The sequence below is a fragment of the Streptomyces sp. NPDC048269 genome, assembly GCF_040652395.1.
In the GTDB taxonomy this organism is placed as follows: domain Bacteria; phylum Actinomycetota; class Actinomycetes; order Streptomycetales; family Streptomycetaceae; genus Streptomyces.
Genome location: NZ_JBEZLW010000003.1, coordinates 102,421 through 118,856 on the forward strand (window position 1 = coordinate 102,421; position 16,436 = coordinate 118,856).

General features: G+C 72.5%; 14 protein-coding genes. All 14 read right to left on the minus strand.

Annotation, left to right across the window (positions count from 1 at the left end; all coding sequences use genetic code 11):
- Entirely contained in the window at positions 1-981 is a 981-nt protein-coding gene (locus tag AB0D48_RS04465; protein ID WP_362390676.1) for a dipeptide ABC transporter ATP-binding protein, read from the minus strand.
- The gene (locus tag AB0D48_RS04470; RefSeq protein ID WP_362390678.1) at positions 978-1,973 is read right to left on the minus strand and encodes an ABC transporter ATP-binding protein; all 996 of its coding nucleotides are present in this window, start codon (positions 1,971-1,973) and stop codon (positions 978-980) included. The genes AB0D48_RS04465 and AB0D48_RS04470 overlap by 4 nt, the downstream gene beginning before the upstream one ends.
- The gene (locus AB0D48_RS04475; protein ID WP_362390680.1) at positions 1,973-2,959 is read right to left on the minus strand and encodes an ABC transporter permease; all 987 of its coding nucleotides are present in this window, start codon (positions 2,957-2,959) and stop codon (positions 1,973-1,975) included. The genes AB0D48_RS04470 and AB0D48_RS04475 overlap by 1 nt, the downstream gene beginning before the upstream one ends.
- Complete coding sequence (locus tag AB0D48_RS04480) at positions 2,956-3,906, minus strand: ABC transporter permease (RefSeq protein ID WP_362390682.1); 951 nt, start codon at positions 3,904-3,906, stop codon at positions 2,956-2,958. The genes AB0D48_RS04475 and AB0D48_RS04480 overlap by 4 nt, the downstream gene beginning before the upstream one ends.
- A 20-nt stretch (positions 3,907-3,926) precedes the next feature.
- A complete protein-coding gene (locus tag AB0D48_RS04485) occupies positions 3,927-5,672 on the minus strand; it encodes an ABC transporter substrate-binding protein (protein WP_362390684.1) in 1,746 nt (581 codons plus the stop codon).
- 171 nt (positions 5,673-5,843) lie between these two features.
- Entirely contained in the window at positions 5,844-6,560 is a 717-nt protein-coding gene (locus tag AB0D48_RS04490; protein ID WP_362390686.1) for a GntR family transcriptional regulator, read from the minus strand.
- Positions 6,561-6,615: 55 nt separating this feature from the next.
- On the minus strand, positions 6,616-7,545 hold the full coding sequence (locus AB0D48_RS04495) for an ornithine cyclodeaminase family protein (protein WP_362390688.1): 930 nt from the start codon (positions 7,543-7,545) through the stop codon (positions 6,616-6,618).
- On the minus strand, positions 7,542-8,588 hold the full coding sequence (locus AB0D48_RS04500) for a proline racemase family protein (RefSeq protein ID WP_362390690.1): 1,047 nt from the start codon (positions 8,586-8,588) through the stop codon (positions 7,542-7,544). Before AB0D48_RS04500 ends, AB0D48_RS04495 begins: the two co-directional genes overlap by 4 nt.
- Positions 8,585-9,589 (minus strand): proline racemase family protein, encoded by a 1,005-nt coding sequence (locus AB0D48_RS04505; RefSeq protein WP_362391105.1) that lies wholly within the window; start codon positions 9,587-9,589, stop codon positions 8,585-8,587. Before AB0D48_RS04505 ends, AB0D48_RS04500 begins: the two co-directional genes overlap by 4 nt.
- 38 nt (positions 9,590-9,627) lie before the next feature.
- Entirely contained in the window at positions 9,628-10,566 is a 939-nt protein-coding gene (locus tag AB0D48_RS04510; protein WP_362390692.1) for a dihydrodipicolinate synthase family protein, read from the minus strand.
- Between the two features lie 76 nt (positions 10,567-10,642).
- Positions 10,643-12,196 carry an NAD(P)/FAD-dependent oxidoreductase gene (locus AB0D48_RS04515; RefSeq protein WP_362390694.1) on the minus strand — a complete coding sequence of 518 codons (1,554 nt, stop codon included), beginning with the start codon at positions 12,194-12,196 and terminating at the stop codon, positions 10,643-10,645.
- A gap of 7 nt (positions 12,197-12,203) precedes the next feature.
- Entirely contained in the window at positions 12,204-12,515 is a 312-nt protein-coding gene (locus tag AB0D48_RS04520; RefSeq protein WP_362391107.1) for a (2Fe-2S)-binding protein, read from the minus strand.
- Positions 12,516-12,646: 131 nt separating this feature from the next.
- Entirely contained in the window at positions 12,647-13,846 is a 1,200-nt protein-coding gene (locus tag AB0D48_RS04525) for an FAD-binding oxidoreductase (RefSeq protein WP_362390696.1), read from the minus strand.
- Positions 13,847-13,918: 72 nt separating this feature from the next.
- Positions 13,919-16,309, minus strand: coding sequence for a collagenase (locus AB0D48_RS04530; RefSeq protein WP_362390698.1), 2,391 nt, complete (start codon positions 16,307-16,309; stop codon positions 13,919-13,921).
- Positions 16,310-16,436: the final 127 nt, after the last annotated feature.

Here is a 16,436-nt window from a genome sequence, read left to right on the forward strand (position 1 = left end):
TCAGTCACCCGGGAAGTGACACGCCACCTCACGGGAGGCGGCAAGCTGGAGCAACGGGCGCTCGGTGCGGCAGACCTCCTGCGCCTTGGGGCAGCGCGGGTGGAAGGTGCAGCCCGGCGGTGGGGCGGCCGGGCTCGGCGGGTCACCGAGCAGCACGATCCGCTCCCGCCGCCGCTCCGCCGCCGGGTCGGGCAGCGGCACGGCGGACAACAGCGCCCGTGTGTAGGGGTGTTGTGGATTCTCGTAGAGGGACTTCTTGTCCCCGATCTCGACGATCCGGCCGAGGTACATGACGGCGACGCGGTCACTGACGCGCTTGACCACCGACAGGTCGTGCGCGATGAACACGTAGGCGAGTCCCAGCTCCGCGCGCAGCCGCTCCATCAGGTTGACGATCTGGGCCTGCACGGAGACGTCGAGGGCGGAGACCGGCTCGTCGGCGATGATCAGCCGGGGGCTGGTGGACAGGGACCGGGCGATGCCGATGCGCTGGGCCTGGCCGCCGGAGAACTCGTGCGGGTAGCGGTCGATGTGCTCGGGGATCAGGCCGACCAGTTCCATCAGCTCGGCGGCACGCCGGCGGGCGTCGCGGGCGCTCCAGCCCTGCACCAGCAGCGGGTCGGAGATGATCCGCGCCACGGTCTGGCGGGGGTTGAGGGAGGAGTGCGGGTCCTGGAAGACCATCTGGATGCTCTTGCGCAGCGGCCGCATCGCGCTCTGCGACAGCCGGCTGATGTCCTTGCCCTCGAAGGCGACCTGGCCCGCGGTGGGCTCCAGCAGCCTGACCAGCATCCGGCCGGTGGTGGACTTCCCGCAGCCCGACTCCCCGACCAGGCCGAGGGTCCGACCTGCCGCCAGGTCGAAGGAGACCCCGTCCACGGCGCGCACGGGCGCCCCCCGGCGCCCGGTCGCGGACCGCTTCCCGGGGAAGGTCATGGTGAGGTCCCGTACGGACAGCAGCGGTTCGGCGGTGGTCTTCATCGCGTCGCCTCCTCGGCGGTGCGGGCCCCGGCGAAGTGGCAGGCCACCGTCCGCCCCGGCGCGTCGGCGTACGTCTCCGGTTCCGGGCGTACGTCGGTGCAGCGCGCGGCGGCGCGCGGACAGCGCGGGGCGAAGGCGCAGCCCGGGGCCGGTGCGAGCAGGGACGGCGGGGAGCCGGGGATGAAGGGCAGCGGTTCGTCGTCAGCAGTGTCGAGGCGGGGCAGCGAGTCGAGCAGGCCCCGGGTGTAGGGGTGGGCCGGATCGGCGAACAGCTCGTCGACCGGGGCCTGTTCGACGGCCCGGCCGCCGTACATGACCAGCACCTCGTGGGCGACGCGGGCGACCACCCCCAGGTCATGGGTGATCATGACGACGCCGAGTCCGCGCTCCTGCTGGATCCGCGCGATCAGCTCCAGGATCTGCGCCTGCACGGTGACGTCCAGGGCGGTGGTGGGTTCGTCGGCGATCAGCAGGTCGGGCTCGCAGGCCAGGGCCATGGCGATCATTGCGCGCTGGCGCATGCCGCCGGAGAACTGGTGCGGGTACTCCCCCGCGCGGCGGGCCGGTTCCGGGATGCCGACCTCGCCGAGCATGTCGACCGCCCGTTTGCGCGCGGCGGCCCGCCCGGCCTTGAAGTGCACCCGGAAGTGCTCGGCGATCTGCTCGCCGACCGTGTAGTACGGGTGGAGGCTGGAGAGCGGGTCTTGGAAGATCATGGCCATCCTGCGGCCGCGGACCTTGGCGAGCTCCCGCTCGGAGAGGCCGGTCAGCTCCCGTCCGGCGAGGGCCACGGAGCCGCCGACCTCGGCCGCGCCCCGGTGCAGGCCCATGACGGCCAGCGAGGTGACCGATTTGCCGGAGCCGGACTCGCCGACGATGCCCAGCGTGCGGCCGGCCTCGACGGTGAAGCCGAGGGAGTCCACGGCCCGTACGGTGCCGTGCGGGGTGGTGAAGGTGACGCGCAGATCGCGTACCTCAAGAAGTGCGGCCATCAGTACCTCACCCTCGGGTCGATGACGGCGTACAGGAGGTCGACGACCAGGTTGGCGACGACGATGAAGAAGGCGGCCAGCAGGGTGACCCCGAGGACCACCGGCTGGTCCGAGCTGACCAGCGCCCCGTAGAACAGCCGCCCGATGCCGGGGAGTCCGAAGATGGATTCGGTGATCACGGCTCCGGCGAGCAGCCCGCCGAGGTCCATGCCGAAGATGGTGAGGATGGGGGTCATCCCGGAGCGCAGGCCGTGTTTGACGACGACGGTGCGCTCGGGCATGCCCTTGGCACGGGCGGTACGGATGTACGGCTCGGCCATCGCCTCGATCATCGAACCGCGGCTCTGGCGCGCGTACATGGCGGCGTACAGCAGGGCGAGCGCGGTCCAGGGCAGGAGCAGGTTCGAGGCCCAGGCGAGCGGGTTATCGGAGAAGTCCTGGTAGGTGGGGTAGGGCAGGAGGCCGGCGACGCGGATGACCCCGTAGATCAGCATTACCGAGGTGAAGTAGACGGGCAGGGAGGCGGCGGCGACGGCCCCGACCATGAGGGCCTTGTCGGTGGCGGTGTCCTTGCGCAGGGCTGCGGTGACCCCGGCGCCGAGGCCGAGGACCAGCCACAGCGCGGCGGCGCCGACGGCGAGGGAGGCCGATACCGGCAGCCGGTCCATGAGCAGGTCCCACACCGGGAGGGAGTTCTCGTAGCTGTAGCCCAGGCAGGGGAAGTCGCACTGGACGGCGTACTGACCGGTGCCCAGGGTGCGGCCGGTGAAGATGCCGGTGAGGAAGTCGGTGAACTGGCGCCACAGGGGCTGGTCGAGGCCCAGGTACGCCCGTACGTCGGCCAGCCGCTCGGCGCTGCAGGTCTTGCCGCAGGCGGCCGCGGCCGGGTCGGAGGGCAGGACGTAGAAGATGAGGAAGGTGACGGCGGCGATGGCGAGGAGCACGCCGGCGAGCGCGAGCAGTCGGCGGGCGAGGTAGAGGATCAACTGCGGCCGCCCCTCGGGTCGAGGATGTCGCGCAGGGCGTCGCCGAGCAGGGTGAAGGCGAGCACGGCGAGGAAGAGGAAGACGCTGGGGATGACGAAGTACATGGGGTCGGTCTCGTAGAAGGCGACGGACTCGGCGATCATCTGGCCCCAGGACGGGGTGGGCGGGCGGACGCCCACGCCGAGGTAGCTGAGCGCCGCCTCGGTGCTGATCATGCCGGGGATGAGCAGGGTGGTGTAGGCGATGACCGGGCCCGAGACCCCGGGGAGGATGTCGCGGGTCAGGATCCGCCAGGAGCTCGCGCCGCCGACACGGGCGGCGTCCACGTACTCGCGGTGTTTGAGGGAGAGGGTCTGGCCGCGGACGACGCGGGCCACACCGGGCCAGCCGAAGAGTCCGATGACGGCGGTCATGAGCACGATCCGGTTGACGTCCTTGGCCACGGACAGCATCGCGATCATGAAGATCAGCGAGGGGAAGGACATGGTCAGGTCCATCAGCCGGGACAGGACCGCGTCGGTTCGGCCGCCGAAGTAGCCGGCGGCGATCCCGGCGGCGGTGCCGGCGACGACCACGATGGCGGTGGCCGCGAAGGCGATGAGGAGGGAGACCTGGGCGCCGTGGACCACGCGGGCGAACAGGTCGCGGCCGGTGACGGGTTCGACGCCGAGCCAGTGCTCGGGACTGATCCCGCCGAGGGAGCCGAGCGGCTGGCCGCCGAGGTAGGGGTCGATGGCGGTCTTGTCGAACTCCTCGGGGGACCAGCCGCCGAGCGCGCCCAGCCAGGGGGCGGTGGCGGCCATGAGGACGAAGAGGAGGACGACGCAGAGGCTGACGCGGACGGCGGGGCGGCGGCGGAGTTCCCGCCGGGCGAGCTGCCAGGGGCTGCTGCCGGGCGGGACCTCCTTCACCTCCGGATCGCCGACGGCGGGTGCGGTGGTGGTCATGGCGTTGTCGTGTCCGGTCCTCAGCCCTGGCTCTTCGACGGGTCCTTGAGGCCGACCGTGCCGTAGTCGATGGTGCCGGTCCACACGGGGTGGCCGAAGGCACCCGCGATGTTCGGGCCGACGAGGAGCGGCTTGCGCTCCAGCAGGACCGGGATCGACGGGGACTTCTTCATGATCTCCGCGTCCAGGTCGATCCAGGCCTGGTTGGCCTGCTTCGCGTCGGCCATGGCGTTGATCTCGTCGATCCGCTTGGTGGTCGCCTCGTCGCGGAACTGGCTGTAGTTGCCCTGGTTTCCCTTGTCCTTGATGGTGCGTCCGTCGAAGACGAAGGGGATCCAGGTGGAGCCGGAGGGGTAGTCGGGGCACCAGCCGGTGAGCGTCATGTCGGGGGTGGTGGAGAGGTCGCCGATGACGTCGTAGTAGGCGCCCGGGTCGACGGTGTCGATGACGACCTCGACGCCCGCGCGGGACAGGCCCTGCTGGATGGCCTCGCCCTTGGCCTTGTCGCCGGTGGAGACGGTGAGGGAGACCTTCAGGGTCTCCTTGCCCGCGGCCTTGAGGAGTTCCTTGGCCTTGGCCGGGTCGCCCGACGGGGCGATCCCCAGGGTGTCGGCCTGCTTGCCCCCGGAGAGGGCCGGGGGCAGGTAGGCGGTGGCGACCTCGTTGAGGGCCGGGCCGCCGCCCGCGGTGACCACGGCCTCCTTGTCGATCGCGTACTGCATGGCCTCGCGGACCTTGGGGTCGTCGAAAGGGGCCCGGGAGTTGTTCAGGTGGAGCATCTCCGTACAGCCCTGGGACTCGGCGAGCAGGCGCGCCTTGACGTCGGCCTTGGGCAGTACCTTGGGCGCGCTCTCGGGGCGCATGTCGAAGTACTGGACGCTGGAGGCGTCCGCGCCCTCGCCCGCGATGATGCGGTCGTCGACCTGGCCGCCCTTGAGGCCCATGACCATGACGAACTTGTCCGGGTAGGCCTTGCGGACGGTGTCGGTCTTCGGGTCCCAGTGCTCGTTGCGGACGAGCACGAGCTTCTTGTCGCGGTCGTACGACTCGATCTTGTACGGGCCGGAGGAGAACGGGCGGGCGTCGTACTGGGTGCCCTTCTCCTGGGACTGGGGCACGGGCGCGAAGGTCGGCAGGGTGGCGGTCGCGGAGAACTCGGCGACGGGCCGCTTGAGTTCGAAGACGATGGTGCGGTCGTCGGGAGTCTTGACCGAGTCCAGGTGCTGGCCCTGCAGCGGGCCCTTGTAGCCCTCGGCGCCGGCCAGGTACTGGGCCGCGTAGTCGGGGCCGCCGGTGAGGTCCGGGGCGAACGAGCGCTCGACGTTGTACTTGATGTCCTGGGCCTTGATGGGCGAGCCGTCCTCGTACTTCACGCCCTCCTTGAGGGTGAAGGTCCAGGTACGGCCACCGTTGGACGGGGTTCCCAGGTCGGTGGCGAGGTCGGGGACGAGCTCGCTGCCGCCCTTGCCCGGCTCGGACTTGAAGGTCACGAGGGTGCGGTAGAGCAGCCGGGTGCCGAAGTCCATGGTCGGCATGACCCAGTTGCGGGCGGGGTCGAGGTGGGAGAAGTCCTGGTTGGACAGGATGGTCAGGGTTCCGCCCTTGACCGGGGTGCCGCCGAGGATCTTGCCTTCGTTCGCCGCGGCGGGGTTCTCGGCGGAGGCGCCGCCCTTGCCCTTCTTGGTGGTGTCGGAGCAGCCCGAGGCGCCGAGTGCGAGAGCAGCCACCAGGGCTGTGGCGAGGGCGAGTTGGGTGCGCTTGGTCATGGGTCACTCCAGTGAAGGGCCGCGCTCTATGATGTGACCGGTAACATAGTAATGTGAAATTGTACTGACAAGGGGTTGGGCCCGCCGTTATCCAGCCGTGTCCAAATGGCTCCGGGGGTACGCCGGTTGGGGCCCGGACCTGATGGTCCGGGCCCCAACCGGCGTGACGGGTCAGCCCTTGACGGGGCCGCCCAGGCGGCCCGGGGGGCGACCGACGGGTTCGTCGCGCCCCTGGGCCCAGAGCGAGCGCACATGGCCGAGGTGGCGGACCATGCAGGCCTCGGCGGCCTCGGCGTCCCCGCTGATCATCAGGTCGAGCAGCTCGATGTGCTCCTCGGCCGAGGACACCAGCTTGCCGGCCTCGTCCAGGCCGGTCAGTCCGTACAGCCGGGACCGCTTGCGCAGGTCGCCGACCGTCTCGACGAGGCGGTCGTTGCCGGCGAGCCCGAGCAGGGTGAGGTGGAAGCGGCGGTCCGCCTCCAGGTACCCGATGAGGTTGTGCTCGCGCGCGCTGGTGACGATCTCCTGCGCGACGGGCCGCAGGGCCTCCAGCTGCTCGGTCGTGGCGATCTTGGTGATCCGGCCGACGGTGGGCACCTCGATCATCGTGCGCAGTTCGGTGTACTGGTCCAGGTCGCGCTCGCTGACCTCGGTGATCCGGAAGCCCTTGTTGCGGACCGGTTCCACGAGGCCTTCACGGGCCAGGTCGAGCATGGCCTCGCGCACCGGCGTGGCCGAGACGCCGAGTTCGGCTGCGAGACCGGGGGCCGAGTACACGCTCCCGGGGCGCAGTTCACCCGCTATCAGGGCTGCTCGGAGGGCATGGCCGACCTGGTCGCGGAGCCGTTCCTGGGCCTTGATGAGACTGTGCTGCTTCAGGTCACCCATTGCATTTCCTCCGAGCCATCGCAGAGGAACAGCGTACAATGTCACGTTGCGCTGCTCACACCTCGGCGGCCTCGAAGAACGCGACCGCCACGGCGAGATCTTCCCAGGCCATGCCCACACTCTTGAAGAGCTGTGGACAACTCTGCGGCCCGCCCGCCGGCATCCGTCCCCCGACCAGGTCGGCGAGCGTGCCGGTGATGTGGCCGGGCCCGATGGCCCCCTCGGCCTCCGGGACCAGCAGGTCACCGGCCTCCCGCAGGGCCGCCGCGCGCGACTCCACGTACACGGCGGCGCGCCGTACGAGGGCGGTGTCGGTCTCCCGGGCCGTCGGCTCGTGCGAGCCGACGGCGACGACGGTGGCGCCCGGGCCGACGAGGCGCCCGTCGAAGAGCGGTTCGCGGGCCGTGGTGCAGCAGACGACGAGATCGGCGTCGGCCACGTCCTTCGAGGTGCCGGTCCGGGCGGACAGGCTCAGGGTACTGGCGTGCGCGGCGAGCCGCTCCGCGCCCTCGGGGTTGCGGCCGACCACCACGAGCTCGGCCAACTCCCTTACGGCCAGGATCGCTTCCAGGTGCCCGTACGCCTGCGGTCCGGAGCCGAAGAGCACCAGCCGCAGCGGGCGCCCGGCCGGGGCCAGGTGGCGCAGCGCGAGCGCGGAGACCGCCGGGGTGCGCAGGGCGGTCAGCGCCGCTCCGTCGAGCAGGGCCAGCGGGCGCAGGGTGGAGCCGTCGAGGAGCAGGTAGCTTCCGGTGATCCGGGGCAGTCCGCGGGCCGGGTTCCCGGGCGCGACGCCGGCGATCTTCACGCCGGCGTACGTACCGTACGCGGCCGGCATCAGCAGAAGTTCGCCGTCCGGGACGGGGAGGCTGGTGCGCTGTGGGCAGCTCTCCGGGTCGAGGCCGCCGAGCAGGGCGGCGGCCAGGGCGTCGGTGGCAGCGGCGGGGGTCAGCAGCCCCGCCATCGCGTCGGCGCTGAGCCGCCTCACAGCAGGAAGCCCGTCCCGAGCGCGTCGTGCGGGTCCACCGTGAAGGTGTGCTCGCCGGTGCGGTACGCGGTGCCGGTGATCTCGGTGACTCCTCCCCCGGACCCCGTCCGGGGGGACCCCGTCGGGAGGATCCGGCCGGTGAACACCGTGCCGGTGACCGATTCGTTCAGCAGGTCCTCCCCCGCCGCGAGCCGCCCGTCCTCCGCGAGCAGCGCGAGCCGCGTCGAGGTGCCGGAGCCGCAGGGCGAGCGGTCGGTCTGCCCGTCGGCGAAGACGGTGACGTTGCGCTGGTGGGGCCCGAAGGGGGTATCGGGCAGTTCCTCGTAGAGGATCACCCCGTAGACGCCGGAGAGCAGCGGGCCGCCGGGGTGCCAGGTGGCCGGGTGGGTGGCCAGCGCGGCGCGGATCTCCCGGCCGGCCCGCACCAGGTCGGGCAGCGAGCTCCGCGACACGTCCAGGCCGAGGTCGCGGGCGGCGACGGAGGCGTAGCAGGCCCCGGCGTGCGCGATGTCCACCTCGGCGAGCCCCAGCGTGGTGGCGACCGGCACCTTGCGGGCGCTCACCCGGGCCGGGACGTTGCGGAAGGTGACCCCGGTGGTGCGGCCGCCGGCCCGGTGCACGGTGGCGGTGACCCGTCCGGACGGCACGTCGACGCGCACGGGCACGTCCCCGTCGTCGGGGGCGGCGACCCGGCCGGTGTCCACGGCCCAGACCCCGAGGGCCATGGTGCCGTGGCCGCAGGCGGTGGAGTAGCCGTCCTTGTGCCAGAACAGCACGCCGAAGTGGGCCCCGTCGTCGTCGGGCGGGACGACGAACCCCCCGTACATTCCGGCGTGCCCGCGCGGCTCCTGCACCAGCAGGCGGCGCACGTCGTCCAGCGCGCCCCGCCGCGGGGCCGTGCCGGATCCCCCCGGGCCGATGGCGGTGGCGCAGCGCTCGGCGACGGTGTCCCCGGGGACGGGCGGCATGCCGCCGGAGAGCGCGTCGACGATGCGGAAGGGCTCGCCGGCGGTGTGGTAGTCCACCGTTCGGACGGTGATCACAGCAGGAAGCCTCCGGGGAAGGGGTCGGTCGGGTCGAGGAAGTACTGGGCGGTGCCGGTGATCCAGGCGCGGCCGGTGACGGTGGGGACGACGGCGGGGTGTCCGCCGACGGTGGTCCCGCCGACCAGTCGGCCCGTGAACTCGGTTCCGATGAACGATTCGTTCACGAAGTCCGCGCCGAGCTCCAGGAGTCCGCGGGCGTGCAGCTGGGCCATGCGCGCGCTGGTGCCCGTACCGCAGGGCGAGCGGTCGAACCAGCCGGGGTGGATGGCCATGGCGTGCCGGGACCGGCGGCCGTCGGAGCCGGGAGCGGCGAGGTGGACGTGCTTGACCCCGGCGATGGACGGGTTCTCGGGGTGGACGGGCCGGTCGCCGGAGCCGTTGACCGCGTCCATGATCGCGAGCCCGGCGGCGATCAGGTCGTCCTTGCGGGCACGGTCGAAGGGGAGGCCGAGCGCGTCGAGTTCGACGAAGGCGTAGAAGTTGCCGCCGTAGGCGAGGTCGTAGGTGACCGTACCGAAGCCGGGTACCTCCGCCTTCAGGTCGAGACCGACGCAGAACGAGGCGACGTTGGTCAGGGTGACCGCGGTGGCCGCCCCGTCCTCGACCCGGACGTCCACGCTCACCAGCCCGGCCGGGGTGTCCAGCCGGACGGTGGTGACCGGCTCGACGACGGGCACCATGCCGGTCTCGACCAGGACGGTGGCGACCCCGATGGTGCCGTGCCCGCACATGGGCAGCAGGCCGGACACCTCGATGTAGAGGACGCCGAAGTCGGCGTCGGGACGGGTGGGGGGCTGCAGGATGGCGCCGCTCATCGCGGAATGGCCGCGCGGCTCGTACATGAGCAGGGTCCGGACGTGGTCCATGTGCTCGATGAAGTGGAGCCGCTTGTCGGCCATGGTGGCGCCGGGAATGACCCCGACTCCCCCGGTGATCACCCGGGTCGGCATGCCCTCGGTGTGCGAGTCCACCGCGTGGTAGATGTTGCGCGTGCGCATCATGCGCCCCCTCTGGCTGGTCGGTCCAGGCCTGTTTGTTAGTTGAGGCCCTCGGCTAGGGCCTTCTCGGTGGCGGCGCGGACCGCCGCCTCGATCTCGCCGGTGAGCGGGAAGCGCGGCGGGCGGGTGGCGCCGCCCGGGCGGCCGGCCAGGTCCATGGAGAGTTTGATGGCTTGGACGAACTCCGTCTTGGAGTCCCAGCGCAGCAAGGAGTGCAGCGACTTGTAGAGCGGCAGGGCGGTGGCGAGGTCGCCCGCGACGGCGGCCCGGTAGAGGGTGGCGCAGGACTGCGGGAGCGCGTTGGGGTAGCCGGCGATCCAGCCGACGGCGCCGGCGAGGGCCAGTTCGAGGAGGACGTCGTCGGCGCCGATGAGCAGGTCGAGGCCCGGGGCGAGTTCGGCGATCTCGTAGGCGCGGCGCACGTCCCCGCTGAACTCCTTCACGGCGACGATGCTGCCGTCGGCGTGCAGCCGGGCGAGGAGGGCCGGGGTCAGGTCCACCTTGGTGTCGATGGGGTTGTTGTACGCGACGACGGGCAGCCCCGCGCGGGCGACCTCGGCGTAGTGGGCGCGTACGGTCCGCTCGTCGGCCCGGTAGGCGTTGGGGGGCAGGAGCAGCACCGAGCCGGCCCCCGCCTCCGCCGCCTGGTCCGCCCAGCGGCGGGCCTCGGCGCTGCCGTAGGCGGCGACGCCGGGCATGACGCGGCCGCCGTCACCGGCCGCCTCGACGGCGGTACGGACGACGCGGGCCCGCTCGTCGTCGGTGAGGGTCTGGTACTCCCCGAGGGAGCCGTTGGGAACCACGCCGTCGCAGCCGCCCTCGATCAGCCAGGCCACGTGCTCGGCGTAGGCGTCGTAGTCGACGGTGAGGTCCTCCCGCAGGGGCAGTGCGGTGGCGACCATGATTCCGTGCCAGGGGCGGGCCCGCGTGGCCGGGTGGGCGTCTGTGCGGGGCGCGGGGGTGGGCGCGTGGGTCATGTGGTGACTCCCTAGTGTGGTGTGTGACATTTTACTAGTGGGTGTGAGGCGGCCACAAGGGTCCGGGAGGACCTGATCAGCCGTCTGCGGCGGGAAGTTCGGCGAGGTGGCGCAGCGGGACCGGGCAGGACAGCGGCCGCCGGTCGGGTGCCGGGGCTTCCCCGGCGAGGGCGGCGACGGCCGGACCGCACATGCGGCCCTGGCACCAGCCCATGCCGGCGCGGGTGAGGAGTTTGACGGTACGGGCGTCCCGCGCGCCGAGGTCATCGGCGGCTTCGCGGATCCGGCCGGCGGGCACCTCCTCGCAGCGGCACACGACGGCGTCGTCCCGCAGCCAGCCGGTCCAGCCGGGGCCCGGGCGGTGCGCGGCGGCCATCGCGTCGGCGAAGGCGCGGAGCCGCGAGCGGCGGCGGGTGAGGGGTGCGGGGACGGGCCGTCCGGCGATCGCGTGGGCCGCGATCTCCCCTTCGGTGATCGCGAGTGCGGCCCCGCCGATGCCGCCGGTCTCGCCTGCGGACCAGATGCCGGGGACGGAGGTGCGGCCGTCGGCGGCCAGGTCCAGGGCGACGGTGCCGTCGGGGCCGCGGCGGGTGGCGCAGCCGAGGCCGGTGGCGAGTTCCAGCTGGGGCACGAGGCCGTGACCGACGGCGACGGCGTCGCAGGGGATCCGGCGGGCGGCGGCGGGCAGCGGGCGCCAGTCCCGGTCGAGCCGGGTCACGGTGACGGCCTCGACGCGGTCGGTGCCGTGCACCTCTGTCACGGCGTGCCGGGTGAGGAGGCGGACGCGGTGTCTGAGCAACGCGCTCCCGTACGTCGCGCCTTCGACGAGCTTGGCCGGGTTGCGGAGCAGGACGGCCGCCCTGCCCGCGTACGCGGTGTACGCCGATGCCTCCACCACGGCGGGCACGGTGGCTCCGGCGGCGGCGAGGGAGCCCGCCACGGCGAGCAGGAGCGGGCCGCTTCCCGCGACGACGATCCGCTTGCCGGGGAGGACCAGGCCGGCCTTGAGCATGGCCTGGGCCCCGCCGGCCCCGACCACACCGGGCAGGGTCCAGCCGGGGAAGGGCAGCTGGCGTTCGTACGCGCCGGTGGCGATCAGGACGGCCCGGGCCCTGACGGTGGCTGCGGCGCCCTCGTCCCCGGTCACGGCGTGCAGGGTCCACGCCGTGGACCGCGCGGCGGGCTCCCCGGTACGCGCGGCGCCGCGGGCGGCCGGCGGAGCGGAGGCGGGGTCCGCGACCACCGTCCAGACGTGGTGACCCGCCAGGCAGGTGATCCGGCCGGCCGACTCATGGGCGCGCAGGGCGGCTTCGCGGTTCGCGAAGGCGGCCCAGTCGTGGTGCAGGGCTTCCGGGCGGGCGGCTCCCAGGCCGGGTGCGGGGTGGCGGTAGAACTGCCCGCCGGGGCGGTCGCCCGCGTCGAGGACGGTGACGCGCAGGCCGAGGCCGGCGGCGGCGACGGCGGCGGCGAGCCCGGCCGGGCCCGCCCCGACGACGGCGAGGTCGGCCAGGTCGGCCGCGTCGTCGGCCCGGTCGGCCGCATCGGTCAGGTCGGCCAGGTCGGTCCGGTCGGTCCGGTCGGTCCGGTCGGTCCGGTCGGTCCGGTCGGTCAGGTCGGCCTGATCGGTCATGGGCGGGTCAGACGGCAAGCTCGGCACGGCCGGTTCCCTCCTGGGTGGTCACGACGTCGCCCTCCCGGGCGGGGACGAGGCAGGCGCGCTGGTTCGGGCGGCCGTTGACGGTGACGAGGCAGTCGTAGCAGCTGCCGATCCCGCAGAAGGCGCCGCGCGGGGCGCCGCCGTCGCGGGTGGTCCGCCAGGCGAGGATCCCGGCGGACCAGAGGACGGCGGCGATGGACTGGCCCTCCTGCGCGGGGAGTTCGCGGCCGTCGAAGTCGACCGTGTACTGCGACGCGGGGCTGCCGCCGACCAGCTTGCGGGGGCTGCGCATCTGGGGGTCCTCCTCGGGGGGCGTGGTGCGGGCCGGGGCCGGGGCCGGGGTCGGGGTGTCGTCCGGGACTGCATGATTCATGGCGCCCTGGGTCTTGCTTCGGCTCTTACGGGCCGAAGCCGCGCCACTGATCACGTTTTACGTCCCGGACAAGACCCCGGCCCGTCCCCGTCCCCGGCCTTGTCGGACGGTTCCTCGCCGAAGCGTTCCGGGCGGAAGGGGGTCAGGGGGAGCGGTGGTTCGGCTCCGGTGAGGGCGGCGGCGATCAGTGCGCCCGTTGCCGGGGCCAGGCCGATGCCCGCGCCCTCGTGGCCGCAGGCGTGCAGCAGGCCGGGGCGGCGCGGGTCCGGGCCGATCGCGGGGAGGTGGTCGGGGAGGTACGGGCGGAAGCCGTGGTAGGTGCGCAGGACCCGGACGTCCGCCAGGACCGGAAAGAGGGCCGCCGCCTGGCCGGCGAGACGGCGCAAGGCCTCGGTGGAGAGCGTGCGGTCGAAGCCGACCCGTTCGCGGGTGGCTCCGATCAGGACCGGGCCCGAGGGGGTGCCCTCGACGACCGCCGAGGACTGCAGGGCCGCGGAGCCGCTGGCGACGTCCGCGATGTAGTCGGCCGCGTAGACCTTGTGGCGGACCACGCGGGGCAGCGGTTCGGTGACCAGGACGAAACCGCGGCGCGGGAGGACGGGCAGGCTCACGCCCGCGAGCTCCGCCACGCGGCCGCCCCACGTCCCCGCCGCGTTGACCACGGCCGGAGCCAGGAGTTCGCGGTGCGTGGTGCGGACCCCGCGGACCGTCCCGCCGGAGCGCAGGATGCCCGTCACCTCCTCACCGAGATGGACCTCGGCGCCCGACGCCGCCAGCAGGCGGGCCGCCGCCTGGGCCGGCTGGACCTGGGCGTCCTGCGGGTACAGGAATCCGCCCGCGAGGCCCGGGGCCAGGTGGGGTTCAAGGCCGGGCAGGTCGTCGGACCCCGCCTCGACCGCGTCGACCCCGGCCTTGCGCTGGCCTTCCGCGAAGCTCCGCAGGGCCTCCAGCGCGGCCTGGTCCGGGGCGACGACGAGGCCGCCCTTGGCCTCGTACTCGATCTCGTGGGGGAGGACGCGGGCCAGTTCGGTCCACAGGCCGGTGGACAGCAGGGCCAGGTCGAGCTCCGGTCCCGCCCCCTTGTCGGAGACGAGCAGGTTGCCTTCGCCGGCGCCCGTCGTGCCGCCCGCGACGGGGCCGCGGTCGACCACGGCCACGGAGAGTCCGGCGCGGGCCGCGTAGTACGCGCACGCCGCTCCGACGACGCCGGCGCCGATGATCACGGCGTCCAGAGAGTGTCTCTTGAGCACGGCAGTAATATGTCACATTCCTTAGTGGCTGCCCAGACCGGTCCCGCGGGTACGGGACCGGTCCGGGAGGGGTCAGCTGCGGAGCGGGCCCTCACAGCTGTAACTCGACGAGCCCGCCTTCTTGTTGCTCCATATCTCCAGCGGACCGAAGGAGCAGTTCATGTCGGCGAGGTTGTTGGAGGCCGTGCCGGCCCGGTCGAGGATGAAGTAGTCGACCGTCTCGGACATGTCCTTGAAGTTCTGGTCGTCGTTGCGCCAGTTCTTCAGGTTCGCGGTGATCCGGCCGGTACAGGTGAAGCGGCGCTTGCCGGGGTCGCCGTTCTCCACGCAGTCCGGGGTGTTGTACGTGGCCGTGGCGAAGGCCGACTTCACCGACGCCAGCGCCGAGTCACGCAGCTGGTCGTTCGGGGTGAAGGAGGTGTTCGGCACGAAGAGCTGGTCCACCTTGGCGATCTGCGCGTCCAGGAAGCGGTCGTAGTCGCGCTGGAGGTAGGTGTCGGCACCCATCCGGTGGCGCCAGGCGTCGTACGCGGCCACGTCGTTGCCCCGCAGGTGCGTGTACATCTCGCGCAGCAGGGTGGGCTTCTCGGTCCACAGGAACTCGAAGAAGGTGCCGGCGTAGCTGTAGAAGCGGAAGCCGTCGCCGTCGTAGGTGGCGTTCAGCAGCTGCTCGACGCTCATGCGCGGGCCGCCGCCGGCCGTGTCGCTGATGATGCTCTTGACCAGGGACTTGCGGACGGCGATGCCGTTGTCGCGGGTGGCGCCGTCGAAGAACTCGGCCGTCCCCTCGTCCATGGCGGTCGTACGGTCGCCCTCGTACCAAGGGCCCTCGCCGAAGAAGCCGGGGACGGCGAAGCGGCCGTTGAGGTAGTGCGTGTACTCGTGGCGGAAGAGCTCCTCGAGGGTGAGGGAGGAGTCCTGGGGGACGCGGCGCTGGTAGGTGTAGAAGGTGGCGCCGTTCTCGATGTAGATGCCGCCGTTGTTGGTGCCGTAGCCCGTCAGGATCGGGTGGTAGTTCTCGTAGTCCGCGCGTGAGGCGTAGAGCACGATGTTCAGCGTGGTGTTGGGGTCGCCGGCGAGCGGCTGGTCGGTGCCGAGGACCCGGTGGAACTGGGTCTTGACCTGCTTGCTCGCGTAGTAGAGCTGGTCGACGGTGGCCCGGTCGAGGGCGGTGCGGACCTTGATGCCGCCGTTGTCGTAGGTGTAGGTGTACGGGAATATCTGCTTCTCGATGTCCTCCTTGCAGACCCCGTACTGCTTGCACGCCCCGTAGTAGTTGAGCCAGGAGACGATCTTGGCCCACGGCTCGCTGCCGAAGGTGGACTTCACCGGCTCCAGCAGGGTGCCGAGGTCGGCGACGATCTGGTCCTTGAGGGCCGGGATCTGGCCGAAGCGGCCGTACTCGCCGAGCGCGTCGCGCACCACCCAGGCGTTGCCGGTTCCCTTGAGGTGGGTGTAGCCCGAGAAGGCCTTGAAGACGGCCCGGTAGGCGGGGTCGGCCGCCACCGCCGCCTGGAAGGCGGTGTCGTGGTTGCCGTCGTAGACGCCGAGGTAGTTGACGGAGAGGGCGGCGAGCGCCGCGCCCGCCCAGCCGGCGTCCAGGTTCGTGGCCGGGTGGGCCGGGTCCATGGTGGCCAGGACCTTCTTGATGAGGCCCAGCTGGTGCTGGCGCAGGCCCGGCGCGCTGCCCGCGTAGAGGGCCTCGCGCAGGGTCCGGGCGTTGGAGGCCGTGACGTCGAAGGTGTGGGCGGCGTTGCCGAAGTCGGCGATGGCCTGGCGCATGGCGTTCACGGTCGGCGCGTCGGTGACGTCGATCTCGTCGCGCGAGTAGTCGTGGTAGGCGACCGCGTGCAGGTAGGTGAACATCTCCTCCAGGTGGGAGGAGTTACGGCCGTCGTGGGCGGCGGCCAGGCCGGATATCCGGCGCGAGACGGCCTGGACGTGCGCGTCCGACATCACCGGGGCGAGGCGGGCGTCCCAGGTCCAGATGAGGCCGCGCAGGCAGCCGTCGGCGAGGACGGCCTGGTCGCCGAGGAAGTCGGCGAACTGCTCCGGGGTGAGGTTCGTGATCCCGTCGAGGGTGCAGGGGACGCCCGCGGCGACGCTCCGCGCTGTGGGGGCGGTCCGGGCGGCCGCCTTGCCGCTCTTCTCGGCCCGCTCGGCGGTGGCGGCGGTGGCGGCCGTCGCGGCGCCGGGGACCTGCCCGGTGAGGGCCTGCCCGCCCGGGGCCGGGGCGGGCGCGGGGTCGGTCTTCGGCGCGTTGGCGAGGTGGTCGACCTCGTCGAACGGGTTCGCGCCGGGGCCGGGGGCCGGGGTGGCGGGGGCGGCTGACCGGGCGCCGGTGAACGCGGCCGGGGCCCCGGGCTCCGCGGCCTGCGTGGTGGCCTGGCCCGCCGTGGCGAGGAGGGTGACCGCGACGGCGGAGGCGAGGAGGGACGAGCGCACAGCTCTGTGCTGGAACACCGAGAACTCCTGATTGGAGAGGGTGAGGTGGGGGGTGGTGCGTGTGAACTGCCCTGGTTGCTTCAACTGCTCTGTGTCACACGGCGTTTGACGGGGATTAACGTGCCGCGGTGTGAGCTGTAACATA